Origin of the sequence: Fretibacterium fastidiosum, assembly GCF_964642095.1 — a bacterium.
Taxonomy (GTDB): Bacteria; Synergistota; Synergistia; order Synergistales; family Aminobacteriaceae; genus Fretibacterium; species Fretibacterium fastidiosum.
In genome coordinates this window covers 1,800,448-1,815,885 of record NZ_OZ209244.1, presented here as the reverse complement: position 1 = coordinate 1,815,885, position 15,438 = coordinate 1,800,448, and the positions used below count along the sequence as shown (strand labels likewise).

Here is a 15,438-nt window from a genome sequence, read left to right as displayed (position 1 = left end):
GATTACGACGCCCTGAGCCGGTAGACCATCGCCAGGATCTCCGCAACGCTGCGGTAGAGGTCCTGAGATATCTCCTCCCCCACCTCGACGCCCCCGTAGAGCGCCCAGGCCAGGGGCTTGTTCTCAACCACGGGGACGCCCGCAGCCTCCGCAAGCTCTCGAATCCTCTGCGCCACGAAGCCCTTGCCCTTCGCCACGACCTGAGGCGCCTTCATCAGCCTTCGATCGTAGAGGAGGGCCACCGCCAGCGTCGTCGGGTTCGTGATGACGACGTCCGCCTTGGGGACGTCCGCCATCATGCGCTTCTTGGCCAGCTCCCGCTGCTTCTGGCGGATCTTGCTCTTGATCTGCGGGTCCCCCTCCATCTGCTTGTACTCCTCCTTGATCTCCTGCCGGCTCATGCGGATGGAGCGCTCGAACTCCCAGTGCTGGTAGAGGTAGTCGACCAACGCCATCGCCAACAACATCGCCGCAAGCCGCATGGAGAGCGTCCACAGCATGTCCCAGAAGGAGGCGGCGCCGTGCGCGAGAGGCATCTGCATGGCCCTCGAAGAGGCGGGAAGGTAGTTCTTGATTGCGGAGTAGATCACGACGGCGAAGACCCCCGCCTTCAAGAGCCCCTTCAAGAGCTCGACGACGGAGCGCAGGGAGATGATCTTCTTCATGCCGCTGATGGGGTTGAGCCGCCCCAGGTTGGGCTTGAAGGGCTCGCTGGTCATCGTCCAGCCCACCTGGCAGATGACGGCGGCAGCGGAGAAAAAGGCGATCAGGCACCCCAGGGGGAGCCAGGAGATGAAGAAGTCCTTCACGACCTCCCAGGAGAGGTAGTGAAACCATCCGTCCCGCTCCAGGGTCGCATCCCCGATGAAGCTCAGGGAAAGCCTCAGAAGACGGCTCATCACGCGCCACGTGAAGGCCCCCAGGACCGCCAGCCCCAAAAGCCCCGTCAGGAGCCCCACGGCGGCCGTCAGGTCCTTGCTCATGCACACCCTGCCCTCGGAGCGCACCTTCTCGCGCTTCCGGGGCGTCGCGGGCTCCGTGCGCTCCTGGGCGAAAAACTGGATGTCGAAGGCGACGCGGCAGCTCACGGCGCAGCGCTCCAAGGCAGCACCCCCTCCAGGGCAAACTCGATCCAGCGCTCAAACTGGGTGTAGATGAGGTCAACGGTCAGCGGCAGAACTGCGGCAAGGACCATAAAGCCCAGCGCCACCTTGATCGGAAGCCCCAGGACGAAGATGTTCATCTGAGGGACCGTCCGCGCCAGAAAGCCCAGGCCGACGTCCGCCAGGACCAGCGAACAAAAGAAGGGAAGGGTGATCCGCATCGCCAGAATGAACAGGTCCTGAAGCCAGGTCCCCACCTCGATCAAATCCGGCGGAAACGGCAGGAGGCGCCCCACGGGGGCCAGCCTCACGCTCTCCATCACCGCCTGAATCATGAGGAGGTGCCCGTTCCAGTGGTAATAAAACCACAAGCCCACCAGGAATTCCAGCTGTCCGATGATGGAGCTCTCGGTCTGCGTCGTCGGGTCCAGCACCTGGGCCATGGAGAAGCCGATCACCGTCCCCACCTGCTCTCCCGCCACGCGCAGCGCCACCAGCGGCAGCGCGGAGAGGAATCCGAGAGCCACTCCGATCAGGACCTCGCGAACGCCCAGGAGGGCGATGGAGAAGACGCTGTCGAAGTAGAAGAGCGGGACCTCCGCACCGCCCAGGCCCCCCGCCGCCGAGAACGTCAGGAGCGCAGCAAAGAGGTAGCGCACGGGCGTCGGGGCCATGACGGAGGTGAACACGGGGGCGCTGAACACGAGCCCCACAAAGCGAAGGTGAAGGAGGAGACAGACGATCAAGAGCTGAGCCGGCAGCTCGATCCCCCTCATGAAAAAGCGCCGCCCCGCATCACTGGATAAAGCGCTCCAGCTGGCCCAATATCTCCCGCGTCATCACGAGCATCCTCTGCCCCATCCAGGGGGACAGGAGGATGATGCAGATGAACACGGCCAGGATCTTGGGGATGAAGATCAGCGTCTGCTCCTGTATGGAGGTGGCCGTCTGAAGGATGCCGATCAAGAGCCCCACGCTCATGGCCACCAGGAGCACGGGCAGGGACACGACCAACATGGTCCAGATGGACTGGCTCAGGAGATCAAAAAGGCTCAGGGCCGTTTCCGCCATCTTCGGGCGCCTCCTCTCTCACACGGACCTCTGGGGGAACGGGCGCGCTGGCCGCCCTGCGTCAGGGGACGTTGGCAAAGCTCTTCAGAAGGCTCAGGACGACCAGGTTCCAGCCGTCGGCCATGACGAAGAGCAGGATCTTAAAGGGCAGGGAGATCATCATGGGGGGGAGCATCATCATCCCCATCGCAAGCAGGACGCTTGAGACCACCATGTCCACCACGATGAAGGGGATGTAGATGACGACGCCCATCTGAAAGGCCGTCTTGAGCTCGCTCAGCATGAAGGCTGGGATCAGGACGCGCGTCGGCACCGCGTCCTGCGACGCGGGGCGCTCGGTCCCCGACATGGACACCATGAGCGACAGTTCCTCCTGGCGCGTATAGCGAAACATGAACTCGCGGATCGGCGTCACCGTGCTCTGCCACGCCTGAGGGGCGCTGGCGGCGCCCGAAAGATACGGGGCAAGCCCTTCCTGATAGACCCGGTCCCACACCGGGTACATGGTGAAGAGCGTCAAAAAGAGCGAGAGCCCCGCGATGACCTGTTGGGGCGGCGATTGCTGAAGCCCTATCGCGCGCTGCACGAAGCCCAGGACCACGATGATGCGGGTGAAGCTCGTTACCATGAGGAAGATCGCCGGGACGACGCTCACCACCGTCATCAGGGCCAGTATCTGCAGGGAGAGTGCCACGTCCCGCGGGGAGTCCGCCGGCGTGACGCCAAACTGTATCGTCGGGAGCGGCACCCCGGAAAGCGCCTCCGAATCCGCGGCCCAGGCCGGAAGGGCAAACCCTCCGCAAAAGGCGAGGAACGCCGCGAGCGTCAGGACGAGGAAAAGCCCCCTAGCGCGCGCCATCTTCCGTCCGTTCCGCTGGAGCGTCTCCCGCGCCAACCCATTCCTCATACTTCCACCTGCCCATCAGACAAGTTCCACTCGCCCCGGAGGTAAACGCGACGACGTCGGGTCCGCAGCGCAACACAAAAAAGACATCCTTACCCACGGGTAAGGACGCCAAAAGCTTAACGGCCCCGTCATCTCTTACCCCCCCGCGCCTCCCCCGCACAAAACGCACCAGAAGGACGGCGGAAAGCGCCAGAACAACCAAGGCAAGCGACACTCTAGCCAAATAGGCCACAAGGCTGGGATCCGAGATCACCGATTCCCCCTCAGGCGCCGACTTCTCCACAAGGCTTCAACCGCTCCCATCCGCGATCTACACCGCGACAGCACGCACAAAACCGTGGCCCCGGAGGCCTTCGTCGCCGGGGCAGCAGTAAAAACGTCCCTCCGGCTCAGGACAGGACCTTGGTGATGGCTTCGATCACGCGCTCCGGCTGGAAGGGCTTGACGATGAAGTCGTTGGCTCCCGCCTGGATCGCCTCGATGACCATGGGCTGCTGCCCCATCGCGGAAACCATCACGATCTTGACGTCGGGATCAAGGGCCTTGATGGCCTTAACGGCGTCAATGCCGTTCATCTCCGGCATCGTGATGTCCATCGTCACGATATCAGGCTTGTACTTCTGATACGCGGCGACCCCCGCCTTGCCGTTTTCAGCCTCGGCGACCACCTCGAAATTATTCTTCTGAAGGATATCCTTCAGCATCATTCGCATAAAGGCCGCGTCATCGACGATAAGAACTTTCTTGCCCATCCTGTAATCCCTCGCTTACGTCAAAAATCTCCTGCACAGGGGCTCGGTCCCTGCGCCTTATAGAGAAAAGGTCTTCATAAAAACGAAGATAAATGCGACGCCCCACTGACAGAACCAACCGCACAACGCATTGATTATATCATGAAAAATCGCCCGGCAAGCGCCCGCCGCAAAAAAGCCCGACGATGGGACGAAAGCCTCTGCGGCGCGAGCCCTTAGCCTGTGCTAGGAGGTCGAACGCGCGCCCGCCGCGGCTCCGATGATGTCCGTGATGCGCACGCCGAAGTTCTCGTCGATGACGACGACCTCGCCCCTTGCGATCGGCTTTCCGTTCACCAGGATGTCCACCGGCTCGCCCGCCATCTTGTCCAGCTCGATGACCGACCCGCTCGTCAGGGCCAGGACCTCCGACACGCTCTTGCGCGTCTTGCCAAGCTCCACCGTCACGCGGACCGGGATGTCCGCGATCATGTCGATGGGGCTCACCGCACCACCGGCAGCGGCACCCCCCAGGGGTTGGAACGCCGCCGGATGCACGTCCACGATGGGAGTGGGCTGCTGAGAGGCCCGAGGGGCTGGAGCGCCCATGGGCGCCCTCATCCCGCCGCCGGACTGCGCCGAAACGCCCGCGGCGGGCGAAGGAGCGGGCGCTGCCGCTTCCTCCGGCTGCTGCGGCTCCTGTTCGCCAATGATCTCCCGCATCAGCCCCACCATCTTGAGGGCGGAGTCCAGGGGCAGCGCAACCCATATCTTGAAGGGATCCAGCCCGTTGATCTTCACCTCGACCGGGCTCATCCAAAGCTTCGTCTCCGGCGCCATGGAGGAGAAGGCCAGCCAGTCCCCCGACGCCAGCCCGGAGGTCGTGTTCTCCGGGATCAGGCGCTTTCCGCCCAGGAGGCCACTCAGGCTCGTGAAGGAGGACCCAACCACCTGGCTCAGCCCCTCCTGGGCCGCGTTCAGGTAGAGGTCGCTGGGCTCGTCCGGCAGGTCCTTTCCCTCTCCGCCCATCATGAGGTCCGCAAGGGTCAGGGCGCCCCTCTGCTCCACCGCCAACGCCAGGGGGATGTCGTCAAAGCCCCCGAACGTCGCCGTAAAGAGGAAGGGGCCCGCCGGCAGGCTTCCCCGGAAGTCCGCCTGCGTCACGACCTCCGCGTCGTCGACGGCAGTGTCCACCTCCTTGCCGGACAACATGCCGATGACGCTGCTCTCGGCGCCCGCGAAGATCGAAGACACCTCGCCGAGCAGGTGGGAGTCCTCCATGGAGAGGTCTGAATCGGCCCCACCGCCCAGGTCGCCGCCGGAAAGCAGGGCGTTAATTTCATCCTGACTAAGCAGATCATCCATCTTTTTCCTCTCCCTCTGACGACTCGTCCGCAGACCGCTTCAGGATCCGGGTCAGTTCCACCGCAAGACGCCCCTCGACGGTCCCCGGCTTCGCCATGAAGCTCACCCGGTTGCCCACCCGAACGGCGACATCGCTGTCCTTCGTCTCGTCAAGCTTGATCACGTCCCCCGCCTGAAGGGCATAGACGTCCGCCAGGCTCAGGATCGTGTGCCCCAGCTCCAGCGCCAGGGGAATCTTGACGCGATGCAGCGACGAGATCAGGTTCCGCTGCTCCTCCTCGTCCCGCTCATGGTTCGTCGAGGCGAACCACTGCTGTGAGGACAGCTTGTCCACGATGGGCTCCATCAGGAAGTAGGGAAAGCAGAGGCTCATCATCCCCTCGATGTCGCCGACCTTCAGCTTCAGGATGACGAGGAGCACCATATCGCGCGGAGAGCATATCTGCACGAAGAACGGGTTGCTCTCCATGCTCTCGAAGCGGAAACGAACGTCCACCACGGTGCTCCAGCTGTCCTCCAGAAGCTCCAGCATCCGCATCAGCACGCGCTCGATGACGGTCTTCTCGATGTCGGTCAGCTCCCGCAGCTTGCCCGTGAAGTTTCCCTTCCCGCCCAGCATCCTGTCGATGATGGCGAACACGAGGTTGGGGTTGATTTCGAGGAGCATGTTGCCGTCAAAGGGATGCATCTCGATCATCCCGATCACCGTCGGCTGCACCAGGGAGTTCAGGAACTCCTCGTAGGCCAGCTGATCGACCGAGGCCACCTCTGCCGAGACGATGGAGCGGATCAGCGTGGACATGGCCGTCGTCAGTTGTCGGCCGAAGGCCTCATGGATCATCTGAATGGCTCGAAGCTGGTCCTTGCTGAACTTATCCGGCCTCTTGAAGTCGTAGACCTTGAGGTTCCGCTCGTCGGCCTTTTCAGCCATGGAGTCGATATCCACGTTACCGCTCGTGAGAGCGCTCAAGAGCGAATCGATCTCGCTTTGTGACAACACATCAGGAGTCAGAAGTCCTCACCTGCCTTCCGGGGTCACCGCCCCGAAGAAGAAAAACTACGTATCAGGATATCACACCTGCCGCCGTTTTTCGCAGTCCCCACAAAACAAACCCAAAATCTTTCTCCGTTGCCTTTTATGTTACATTGTTTTTTTGTTTATTGAAGCACGAAAGACTCGAAGAGCACCTGGGCGATGGGGGCTTCCCCCCCCACGTTCGGAAGGATGGAGTTGAGCACCCTCTTGATGTCCCCCTGAAACTGGACCGTCCCCTCCGCGCTGTTGAGGTCGTCGTAGGTCTTGTCCTTCGCGATGAGGAGAATCTCGTTCTTGATCCTCACGAGCCACCCCATGTTCTGAACGGCGGCGGCGATCTCCTCCTTCTTGTTCACGAGCTCCAGGGACACGGTGAAGCTCACGACGTGCCTTCCGGCGCCGGCCAGGTTGCTGGTGAACTCGCCGATGGTCACGATGGGCCCCGGTTCCGCGACCTCGCGGGCCTTGGCGGCTCCGCCCTCGCCGGACGCCATCGTCCTCCCCAGCATCAGGCCTCCTCCAAAGCCCACGCCGAACATCACCAAACCGATAACGACAAAGACAATCATTCGTTTCATGTTGATCCATCAACCCCTTAGCGTTTGGGATACTCCGAGAGGAACACGATCTCGACCCTGCGGTTCAGGGCGCGGTGCTCCGGCGTGTCGTTGGGCACCATCGGCTGGTTGGGGCCGAAGGCGACGGCCTGGAGCTTCAGCGGGTCGAAGCCTCCATCCTGCTCCAGGTAGGACGCCACGACGGCCGCCCGCATCGCGGAGAGCCCCCAGTTGTCGCGATAGATACCCCCCAGAAGAGGCGTGGCGTCCGTGTGCCCCTCCACGGCCACCGCCGGGACCTTGTCCCGCACCAGGGAGGCGATCTTGAAGAGCACCCGCCGCCCCTCCGGCTTCACCTCCGCGCTGCCGGAGTTGAAGAGGAACTGATCCGAGATGGAGACGGACACGCCGCGCTGGTTGATCGTCACCTGAATGGACTTGCCCAGCCCCTCGGAGCGCAGGTAGCTGTTGATCGTGTAGGCGACGTGCTGGGTATCCAGCTCCACCCTGGATGACGACCCCGCGTCCACTCCCTCTTCCCCGCTCTGGTTGGGCTCCATGGACTCCTCGGTCGTCACGCCGCCCTTCAAAACCCCCAGGGAGCCCCTGAGGGAGATCAGCGCCTTCTGGAACTTCTGCGCATCGATGGAGGACATGGCGAACAGCAGGATGAAGAAACACAGGATGAGCGTCACCATATCCCCGTAGGTGCCCATGTAGAAGGGGGCGCTCAGCCCCGGCGGCTCCGGCTTCTTCTGGCGCGCCAAGGCTACTCGCCCTCCTTCTTGTCAAAGCTGCTGCGAAGCCTGGGGGGAAGGTAGACCTTCAGTTTTTCCTCGACGATTCGGGGATTTTCGCCGGCCTGGATGGCCAGGATCCCCTCCACCATCAGCTCCATGGCCACGACCTCCTGGGCGGAGCGGGCGGCGAGCTTCTTGCCGATGGGGATGCCGAACATGTTGGCCATCATGGACCCGTACATCGTCGTGATGAGGGCGACGGCCATGTTGGGGCCCAGGGAGCTGACGTCCGCCAGGTTCCCCAGCATGGCGATGAGGCCCACCAGCGTCCCGATCATCCCGTAGGAGGGGGCGAACTCCGCGAGGGTGTCGAACACGGACTTGTTGGCGGAGTGGCGGTCCTCCAGGACGCCGATCTCGGTGTCCAGGATCGCCCGCACCAGCTCCGGGTCCGTGCCGTCCACGACCAGCTGGATGGACTTCTTCAGGAACTCGTTGTCCAGCTCCGCCACGTCGCTCTCCAGGGCAAGCAGGCCTTCCCTGCGGGTCTTCTCGGCGAAGCTGACGATCATCTGTACCATCCCCACGAGGTTGGGCTCGTGGGAGACGAAGGCGCTCTTCAGTCCGCCCCCTATGGCCTTCAGCCTGTCCGAGGGGTTTGAGAGGATCGTTGCCCCCACCGCGCCGCCGATCGTGATCATCATGGAGGGAACGTCGATGTAGGCGCCGAAGTTTCCTCCCCCAGCCATGGCAGCGAGAACCAGAATCCAAGATATGAGAAATCCAACGATACTCGTTAAATCCAAAGCCTATTCACCCCTAGTCCAGCAGCATGCTCCATCACGATCCCGCTCCTTCGGAATCCTCCACCTCGTCCGCAGAATTTGCAACGATGCAGGTGTACCCCGCCAACTTCCGAAACGCAATGATCTTTTCGCAGACCTCGTCGATCCCCTCGCGCACGATATAGCGGTGGCCGTTCAAAAGCCGCACCACGGTATCAGGCGTCACGTTGATGGTCTCAATCATATCAGAGTTCAGCAAAAAACGTTCGCCGTTCAGGCGATGCACCTCAATCATCGCTATAGCCCCTTCCCCCCCCGAAGGAGAGACGCCCCAGCCTTCACATAAAGCGCACCGAGGATACCCTGTTGGGACACCTTGTTGATTGTATATGAAAATCCGTAAAAAAACGAGGTCCGCTAAAAAAAATTTCAGGCTTTTAAAGGAGAAGGGCATCGGGTTCATTCAAAATTGATCAAAAACCCTCCCATCGCTCCTCTTCTTCCATTAGGACAGTTCTCAAAAAAACAGAGGTCCCGCTTCCTGCAGGACCTCACTCTTTAAAATTTGGAGCGGAAGACGGGGTTCGAACCCGCGACCCCAACCTTGGCAAGGTTGTGCTCTACCTCTGAGCTACTTCCGCATTTTCGCTGACCTGGTGGCGGGACCCAGAATCGAACTGGGGACACACGGATTTTCAGTCCGTTGCTCTACCATCTGAGCTATCCCGCCCACGAAATATTGAACTGGCGGGGCCGACGAGACTCGAACTCGCGACCTTCGGCGTGACAGGCCGACACTCTAACCAACTGAGCTACGACCCCGCTTTTTCAATGGTGGGCGAAACAGGGTTCGAACCTGTGACCCCCTGCGTGTAAGGCAGGTGTTCTACCGCTGAACTATCCGCCCTCAAGCACGAAAGATAGTATACCTACCCCTGTCGTTTCTGTCAAGCAGGGCCTCAAAGTTTGTCGTTGATCAGTGATCATGTTACCCTATAAGTAGTCAGAGAAAATGTCACCCCTCTCCGCGGGAGGCAGGTCTTTGGGTGATACTTAGGTATGAAGCAGGAGCGAGTGGCATTGTCACAAAAAGAGATCAAGCGCATCAAGGTCATGGAGCTGCTGGCGGGCAGGAAGCGGTTCTGCCCGCAGAACAGGAGAGCGCCTACGTTGAGCCTGCAGAAAGGGTCGATGTGGATTTCCTTTTCGCTCACCGGGAGATGCGTAAGATGGATTGCGGCGGAAGCATTTCTTACAAAGGACGAACCTATGCCCCCAACACCCCTGAGAAAGCCTTTATGGCCCGTTCCGATGTGGAGGTCAGGGAGAGTCTCTCAGGAAAGATATGGGTCATTCACAAGGGATGTCGTATCGAGATGAGGGAGGTCGAGAAGGCGGAGCGTGCCGCTCCGAGCAATGCGACAAAAGGAAATGAGGGCGAACCTGCAAAAACCCACACGCCCGTCCCAAACCATCCCTGGAAGCAGTCTTTTCAGGAAAAACGGTCACCCTGGCTCAGCGAAGAGTGTCTCAAGGATGGCTTTTTCTCTGGCGGTTGACAGGGTCGAAAGTTTTAATTTTACGGGAAATTTTTAACATAGAGTGAGGGCAGGCCTGCACGTTTTCTGCCGCGCCTGGCAGGTGCGGCAGAAAACGCACAAAATCTATCTCCGCTACACGTTAAAACTTTGCCTGAGGATTTTGGTTCAAACTAAGGGTATCCTTCAGCACCTTCCTAAATCTTCAGGGCCTCGACCTCGCCCGGGGAAAGGCGGGTGAAGCGTGCAACGGAAGCCAGGGACATCCCTTCCCGCAGCATGGCGCGCGCCGTCTCCTGCCTGCCAAGCAGTTCGCCCTCAGCTTTACCTTTAGCCTCGCCCTCGGCCCAGGCCTTCTCGCGGACCGCCCTCGTTGCCTCCGCCAACCGGTCCTCCCGAATCGCCTTGTAATCCAGCTGCGTCATCATCTCCCGCAGCTGATAGTAGCGGTTCTCCGGAGAACTCCAGTACTCCTGCTCCACCTCGCTCACCTCCGAAAAAACGGTATCCCCCGACAAGCTCTCGCGCAGCAGGGCCAACCCCTCGCTCTCGTTGTTGATGTAGCCTCCCCATACCTGCGCGCGCTCCTCGGGGCTCAGAACGTGCCCCGGCCTCGCCTTCAGCTTCGCCCGCAGCTCCCGCAGGGGGTGCTTCGCCTTGTTCAACTCGACGTAGAACAGAAGAAGGTCGTCCGCCTCCATCAGACGACGCCCCGTACCGGGATTCATCAGCGCAAAGTCCCACAGCCCACGCTCTCCCTCGAAAAGGTCGAATCCCAACAGGGAGATGGAGACGATCGGGGACAGGCTCGCGTACCCTTCGCCCCTCTTGAGCGACCTCGTGTAGTTCCGGCACAGGTAGAAGAGGCAGCGCTTTTGAAAGTGGGTGTAGTTCTCCCGCTGCATCTCGATGTGGAGGGTGCGGCCCAGATCGTCCAGCGCCGTCAGGTCGAGGCGCGTGTACTTCGCCCCCAGCGCCTCGGGCTCGCGCTCGGTGTCCGTGAGGGTCACCGTCTGCAGCAGGGGATAGCCCAGGGCGCCGAAGAAGGCGTTCAGCATATCGCGAAGCAGCCGGCCCCGCGCCGGCGTCCCCAGCAGGAAGCGGAAGTACAGGTCGGTGGAGCGGTCGATGTTCTCCGGCAGCTCCCCCTGCTCCTGGAGGTTCAGCATCTCCTGCCGTTCGTGCGTCGTCATCGCCGGAACAACCCTCGCCTTGTCCTCATCCATGCTCATCACCCCCTGAAAGCGGCCACGCAAATCTGCCGATCGTCCGTCCCCTCAACGCTCCTTCAGGGCCTCGACCTCGCCCGGGGAAAGGCGGGTGAAGCGCGCGACGGAAGCCGGAGACATCCCTTCCCGCAGCATGGCGCGTGCCGTCTCCTGCCTGCCCAACAGCTCGCCCTCGGCTTTACCTTCAGCTTTACCTTTAGTCCAGCCTTTAGCCTCGCCCTCAGCCCAAGCCTTCTCGCGGACCGCCCTCGTCGCCTCCACCAGCCGGTCCTCCCGAATCGCCTTGTAATCCAGTTGCGTCATCATCTCCCGCAGCTGATAGTAGCGGTTCTCCGGAGAACTCCAGTACTCCTGCTCCACCTCGCTCACCTCCGAAAAAACGGTATCCCCCGACAAGCTCTCGCGCAGAAGGGCCAGCCCCTCGCTCTCGTTGTTGATGTAGCCTCCCCATACCTGCGCGCGCTCCTCGGGACTCAGAATGTGCCCCGGCCTCGCCTTCAGCTTCGCCCGCAGCTCCCGAAGGGGGTGCTTCGCCTTGTTCAGCTCGACGTAGAACAGAAGAAGGTCGTCCACCTCCATCAGACGACGCCCCGTCCCGGGGTTCATCAGTGCGAAGTCCCACAGCCCACGCTCTCCCTCGAAAAGGTCGAATCCCAACAGGGAGATGGAGACGATCGGGGACAGGCTCGCGTACCCCTCGCCCCTCTTGAGCGACCTCGTGTAGTTCCGACACAGGTAGAAGAGGCAGCGCTTCTGAAAGTGGGTGTAGTTCTCCCGCTGCATCTCGATGTGGAGGGTGCGGCCCAGGTCGTCCAGCGCCGTCAGGTCGAGGCGCGTGTACTTCGCCCCCAGCGCCTCGGGCTCGCGCTCGGTGTCCGTGAGGGTCACCGTCTGCAACAGGGGATAGCCCAGGGCGCCGAAGAAGGCGTTCAGCATATCGCGAAGCAGCCGGCCCCGCGCCGGCGTCCCCAGCAGGAAGCGGAAGTACAGGTCGGTGGAGCGGTCGATGTTCTCCGGCAGCTCCCCCTGCTCCTGGAGGTTCAGCATCTCCTGCCGCTCGTGCGTCGTCATCGCCGGAACGACCCTCGCCTTCTCTCCCTTGCCATCATCCACGTTCATCACTCCCTGAAAACGGCCACGCGAATCCGCCGATCGTCCGTCCTCTCAACTCCCCTTCAGGGCTTCGACCTCGCCCGGGGAAAGGCGGGTGAAGCGCGCGACAGAAGCCGGGGACATCCCTTCCCGCAGCATGGCGCGCGCCGTCTCCTGCCTGCCCAGTAACTCGCCCTCGGCTATGCCCTCGGCCTTGCCTTCAGCTTTGCCCTCAGCTTTGCCTTTAGTCCAGCCCTTAGCCTCGCCTTTAGCTCTGCCCTCGGCTACACCCTCGGCCCAAGCCTTTTCACGGACTGCCCTCGTCGCCTCCGCCAGACGGTCCTCACGAATCGCCTTATAATCCAGCTGCGTCATCATCTCCCGCAGCTGATAGTAGCGGTTCTCCGGAGAACTCCAGTACTCCTGCTCCACCTCGCTCACCTCCGAAAAAACGGTATCCCCCGACAAGCTCTCGCGCAGCAGGGCCAACCCCTCGCTCTCGTTGTTGATGTAGCCTCCCCATACCTGCGCACGCTCCTCGGGGCTCAGAACGTGCCCCGGCCTCGCCTTCAGCTTCGCCCGCAGCTCCCGAAGGGGGCGCGACGCCTTGTTCAGCTCGACGTAGAACAGAAGAAGGTCGTCCGCCTCCATCAGGCGACGCCCCGTATCAGGGTTCATCAGCGCAAAGTCCCACAGCCCACGCTCTCCCTCGAAAAGGTCGAATCCCAACAGGGAGATGGAGACGATCGGGGACAGGCTCGCGTACCCTTCGCCCCTCTTGAGCGACCTCGTGTAGTTCCGGCACAGGTAGAAGAGGCAGCGCTTTTGAAAGTGGGTGTAGTTCTCCCGCTGCATCTCGATGTGGAGGGTGCGGCCCAGATCGTCCAGCGCCGTCAGGTCGAGGCGCGTGTACTTCGCCCCCAGCGCCTCGGGCTCGCGCTCGGTGTCCGTGAGGGTCACCGTCTGCAGCAGGGGATAGCCCAGGGCGCCGAAGAAGGCGTTCAGCATATCGCGAAGCAGCCGGCCCCGCGCCGGCGTCCCCAGCAGGAAGCGGAAGTACAGGTCGGTGGAGCGGTCGATGTTCTCCGGCAGCTCCCCCTGCTCCTGGAGGTTCAGCATCTCCTGCCGTTCGTGCGTCGTCATCACCGGAACGCCCCTCGACTTCTCTCCCTTGTCATCATCCATGTTCATCACCCCCAGCAGGCAACGTATTCGTTGGCTTTATTATAGCAACAACGGGTCACAAACCCCAAATTTGCAGCGCATTTTGCGCGTAACCCAGGGTCAACACGCAAAAACCTGCGTTGACGAAACTCTGCGTTCAATCAATCAACCTTCCCCGAACCAGAATACGTCGTCGCCTCCCCGGAAAAGGGAGGCGACTTGTGCCGGCGATCGGGGCGATCACACAGCAAAGGTTGGTGATAAAATCGAGTTTACTCCTTACGGGGGAGGCATCCGACTGAAGAGGCCGACGCGGGGTCACGGCCACGGTCAGAGCAGGCCGCACGGCTCGTATCTGGAGCGGAACGAACGAACCAACGGAGGTACAGCTCATGCCAACGCTTGAATGGATCGGGAAGGACAAGGTGATCAACCACCACCAGGAGGTCCCCTTCCGCGTGCTGGAGAAGAAATACACCGTGGGGGCCGATGAGAGCGACAACCTCATCATACGCGGCGACAACTTGGAGGCCCTCAAGGCCCTTCTGCCGCGCTACGAAGGTCGCGTTAAGTGCGTGTACATCGACCCGCCATACAACACCGGCAACGAGGGCTGGGTGTACAACGACAACGTGAACGACCCGAGGATCCGTCGCTGGCTGGGGGCGGTGGTGGGAAAAGAGGGCGAGGACCTGAGCCGACACGACAAATGGCTCTGCATGATGTACCCGCGCCTTCGGCTGCTGCACCGCCTGTTGAGCCCTGCCGGCGCGATCTTCATCAGCATTGACGACGCGGAATACTCCAACCTGAAGGCCGTGTGTGATGAGATATTCGGCCCGGACTGCTTCGTGTCCAATATCTCATGGCAGCGCACCTACTCCACCCGCAACGACTCCAAGGGCATCGTCAACGAGGTGGAACACATCCTGACCTACAGCCGGCGTCCCGGCTGGAATCCAAACAAACTCCCAAGGACGGAAGAGATGGACGCAAAATATAGGAACCCAGACAACGACGTAGCCTTGTGGCGCTCTGATAACCCCTTTGCGCCCGGCGCGGCCACCCATCAGGGCATGGTGTACGCCATCCAGCACCCCTTTACCGGCGAGATGATTTACCCAACAAATGGACGTTGTTGGACCTTCGGACAGGACCAGATGCTGGAGATCATGAGCGGGTGGACGGCCTACAAGCTGCAAGACCTCCACGACGAGGAGGCACGGGCGATCGTGTGCGGCGTGGCGGCGGAGGAGGTGCGCCCCGGAGTGCAGGCCATCGTGTTGGCGGTTCCTCCGGAGAAGGCCGCCGCCGATGCGCGAAAGGTGTACAAGCGGGGCCAGTGGCCACGGTTCTACTTCACGAAGGGCGGCAAAGGCGGCATCACGAGAAAGACATACCTCGACAGCGTGGGCGGACGTCTGCCGACGAATCTGTGGACCTACGCGGAGACGGGGCACACCGACGAGGCGAAGAAGGAGATGCTGGCCATCTTCGACGGCCGGGCCACCTTTGACACACCGAAACCCCGGCGGCTGGTAGAGTTCGTGTTGAAGATAGCGGGCGACCCCGACTCCATCATCCTGGATTCCTTCGCCGGGTCCGGCACCACGGCCCACGCCGTGCTGAATATGAACAAAGCCGACGGCGGGCGGCGGCGGTTCATCCTCGTCGAGATGATGGACTACGCCGAGAGCATCACGGCGGAGCGCGTGCGCCGGGTCATCAACGGCTACGGCGGCACGGAAGGCACGGGTGGAGACTTCACCTTCTGTGAGCTGGGCCCGACGGTGATGACGGCGGAGGGCCTGATCAACCCCAGGACGCCGACGGAGCGCCTGATGGAGTACGTGTGGTACACGGAGACGCGCCAGCCCTGGGCCGGGGCGCCAACGGACGCCAGCCCCTGGCGCCTGGGGGAATGGAACGGGACGGAGTACTATTTCTACTACGAGCCGGACCGCCCCACGGCCCTGGACGAAGCCTTTTTGCGGACGCTCCCGGCGGGGCCGGCTGCCAGAGTCATCTACGCGGACATCTGCACCTTGTCGGCGGCCAAGCTGAAAAAATACGGAGTCTTATTTAAGAAAATCCCGCGGGACATAACGAAGATATAGGGG

Annotated in this window: 16 protein-coding genes and 4 tRNA genes; 2 read left to right on the top strand and 18 right to left on the bottom strand. The window is 61.7% G+C overall.

The features are described 5' to 3' along the window. Positions 1-2: 2 nt before the first annotated feature. From flhB to ACK28C_RS08090, 15 genes are all read right to left on the bottom strand, one after another. Positions 3-1,103, bottom strand: coding sequence for a flagellar biosynthesis protein FlhB (gene flhB, locus ACK28C_RS08160; protein WP_409152038.1), 1,101 nt, complete (start codon positions 1,101-1,103; stop codon positions 3-5). Beyond that, complete coding sequence (locus tag ACK28C_RS08155) at positions 1,085-1,879, bottom strand: flagellar biosynthetic protein FliR (protein WP_015556277.1); 795 nt, start codon at positions 1,877-1,879, stop codon at positions 1,085-1,087. Before ACK28C_RS08155 ends, flhB begins: the two co-directional genes overlap by 19 nt. A 19-nt stretch (positions 1,880-1,898) precedes the next feature. Continuing rightward, positions 1,899-2,174, bottom strand: coding sequence for a flagellar biosynthesis protein FliQ (fliQ, locus tag ACK28C_RS08150; protein WP_015556278.1), 276 nt, complete (start codon positions 2,172-2,174; stop codon positions 1,899-1,901). 61 nt (positions 2,175-2,235) lie between these two features. After that, entirely contained in the window at positions 2,236-3,081 is an 846-nt protein-coding gene (gene fliP, locus ACK28C_RS08145) for a flagellar type III secretion system pore protein FliP (protein WP_243440578.1), read from the bottom strand. 389 nt (positions 3,082-3,470) lie between these two features. Further along, positions 3,471-3,833 carry a response regulator gene (locus tag ACK28C_RS08140; RefSeq protein WP_015556279.1) on the bottom strand — a complete coding sequence of 121 codons (363 nt, stop codon included), beginning with the start codon at positions 3,831-3,833 and terminating at the stop codon, positions 3,471-3,473. Between the two features lie 225 nt (positions 3,834-4,058). Then, on the bottom strand, positions 4,059-5,177 hold the full coding sequence (fliY, locus tag ACK28C_RS08135; protein WP_409152037.1) for a flagellar motor switch phosphatase FliY: 1,119 nt from the start codon (positions 5,175-5,177) through the stop codon (positions 4,059-4,061). Next, positions 5,170-6,177, bottom strand: coding sequence for a flagellar motor switch protein FliM (gene fliM, locus ACK28C_RS08130; protein ID WP_341523455.1), 1,008 nt, complete (start codon positions 6,175-6,177; stop codon positions 5,170-5,172). The genes fliY and fliM overlap by 8 nt, the downstream gene beginning before the upstream one ends. A 158-nt stretch (positions 6,178-6,335) precedes the next feature. Next, positions 6,336-6,791, bottom strand: coding sequence for a flagellar basal body-associated protein FliL (gene fliL / locus ACK28C_RS08125; protein ID WP_015556280.1), 456 nt, complete (start codon positions 6,789-6,791; stop codon positions 6,336-6,338). A 17-nt stretch (positions 6,792-6,808) separates the two neighbouring features. After that, positions 6,809-7,537, bottom strand: a complete 729-nt coding sequence (locus ACK28C_RS08120) for a flagellar motor protein MotB (RefSeq protein WP_208872803.1) — start codon at positions 7,535-7,537, stop codon at positions 6,809-6,811. A gap of 2 nt (positions 7,538-7,539) precedes the next feature. Further along, a complete protein-coding gene (locus ACK28C_RS08115) occupies positions 7,540-8,316 on the bottom strand; it encodes a motility protein A (RefSeq protein ID WP_208872804.1) in 777 nt (258 codons plus the stop codon). Positions 8,317-8,350: 34 nt separating this feature from the next. Then, positions 8,351-8,539, bottom strand: a complete 189-nt coding sequence (locus ACK28C_RS08110) for a flagellar FlbD family protein (protein WP_409152036.1) — start codon at positions 8,537-8,539, stop codon at positions 8,351-8,353. Positions 8,540-8,861: 322 nt separating this feature from the next. Then, positions 8,862-8,936 (bottom strand) — tRNA-Gly (locus ACK28C_RS08105). A gap of 13 nt (positions 8,937-8,949) precedes the next feature. Continuing rightward, positions 8,950-9,025 (bottom strand) — tRNA-Phe (locus ACK28C_RS08100). A 15-nt stretch (positions 9,026-9,040) separates the two neighbouring features. After that, positions 9,041-9,117 (bottom strand) — tRNA-Asp (locus tag ACK28C_RS08095). Positions 9,118-9,127: 10 nt separating this feature from the next. Continuing rightward, positions 9,128-9,202, bottom strand: a tRNA-Val gene (locus ACK28C_RS08090). Between the two features lie 139 nt (positions 9,203-9,341). Between ACK28C_RS08090 and ACK28C_RS08085 the strand changes: the two genes are divergently transcribed. Next, a complete protein-coding gene (locus tag ACK28C_RS08085) occupies positions 9,342-9,854 on the top strand; it encodes a hypothetical protein (RefSeq protein WP_409152035.1) in 513 nt (170 codons plus the stop codon). 176 nt (positions 9,855-10,030) lie between these two features. Here the strand turns inward: ACK28C_RS08085 and ACK28C_RS08080 are convergent, their stop codons facing one another. Genes ACK28C_RS08080 through ACK28C_RS08070 form a run of 3 tightly spaced genes read right to left on the bottom strand, consistent with a single transcriptional unit; the run spans position 10,031 to position 13,339 of the window. Further along, on the bottom strand, positions 10,031-11,059 hold the full coding sequence (locus tag ACK28C_RS08080) for an Rpn family recombination-promoting nuclease/putative transposase (protein WP_409152034.1): 1,029 nt from the start codon (positions 11,057-11,059) through the stop codon (positions 10,031-10,033). 51 nt (positions 11,060-11,110) lie between these two features. Further along, entirely contained in the window at positions 11,111-12,175 is a 1,065-nt protein-coding gene (locus tag ACK28C_RS08075) for an Rpn family recombination-promoting nuclease/putative transposase (RefSeq protein ID WP_409152033.1), read from the bottom strand. Positions 12,176-12,226: 51 nt separating this feature from the next. Beyond that, a complete protein-coding gene (locus ACK28C_RS08070) occupies positions 12,227-13,339 on the bottom strand; it encodes an Rpn family recombination-promoting nuclease/putative transposase (RefSeq protein ID WP_409152032.1) in 1,113 nt (370 codons plus the stop codon). 371 nt (positions 13,340-13,710) lie between these two features. On the opposite strand from ACK28C_RS08070, the gene ACK28C_RS08065 reads away from it, so the two are divergent. After that, positions 13,711-15,435: a site-specific DNA-methyltransferase gene (locus ACK28C_RS08065; protein WP_015556283.1), complete on the top strand. Its 1,725-nt coding sequence runs from the start codon at positions 13,711-13,713 to the stop codon at positions 15,433-15,435. Positions 15,436-15,438: the final 3 nt, after the last annotated feature.

What these genes read in the sequence shown, in the direction of transcription:
- ACK28C_RS08155 (WP_015556277.1), bottom strand. Translation starts at nt 1,879, where the DNA reads ATGAGGGGGATCGAGCTGCCGGCTCAGCTCTTGATCGTCTGTCTCCTC.
- fliQ (WP_015556278.1), bottom strand. Translation starts at nt 2,174, where the DNA reads ATGGCGGAAACGGCCCTGAGCCTTTTTGATCTCCTGAGCCAGTCCATC.
- fliP (WP_243440578.1), bottom strand. Translation starts at nt 3,081, where the DNA reads ATGAGGAATGGGTTGGCGCGGGAGACGCTCCAGCGGAACGGACGGAAG.
- ACK28C_RS08140 (WP_015556279.1), bottom strand. Translation starts at nt 3,833, where the DNA reads ATGGGCAAGAAAGTTCTTATCGTCGATGACGCGGCCTTTATGCGAATG.
- fliY (WP_409152037.1), bottom strand. Translation starts at nt 5,177, where the DNA reads ATGGATGATCTGCTTAGTCAGGATGAAATTAACGCCCTGCTTTCCGGC.
- fliL (WP_015556280.1), bottom strand. Translation starts at nt 6,791, where the DNA reads ATGAAACGAATGATTGTCTTTGTCGTTATCGGTTTGGTGATGTTCGGC.
- ACK28C_RS08110 (WP_409152036.1), bottom strand. Translation starts at nt 8,539, where the DNA reads ATGATTGAGACCATCAACGTGACGCCTGATACCGTGGTGCGGCTTTTG.
- ACK28C_RS08080 (WP_409152034.1), bottom strand. Translation starts at nt 11,059, where the DNA reads ATGGATGAGGACAAGGCGAGGGTTGTTCCGGCGATGACGACGCACGAA.
- ACK28C_RS08070 (WP_409152032.1), bottom strand. Translation starts at nt 13,339, where the DNA reads ATGGATGATGACAAGGGAGAGAAGTCGAGGGGCGTTCCGGTGATGACG.
- ACK28C_RS08065 (WP_015556283.1), top strand. Translation starts at nt 13,711, where the DNA reads ATGCCAACGCTTGAATGGATCGGGAAGGACAAGGTGATCAACCACCAC.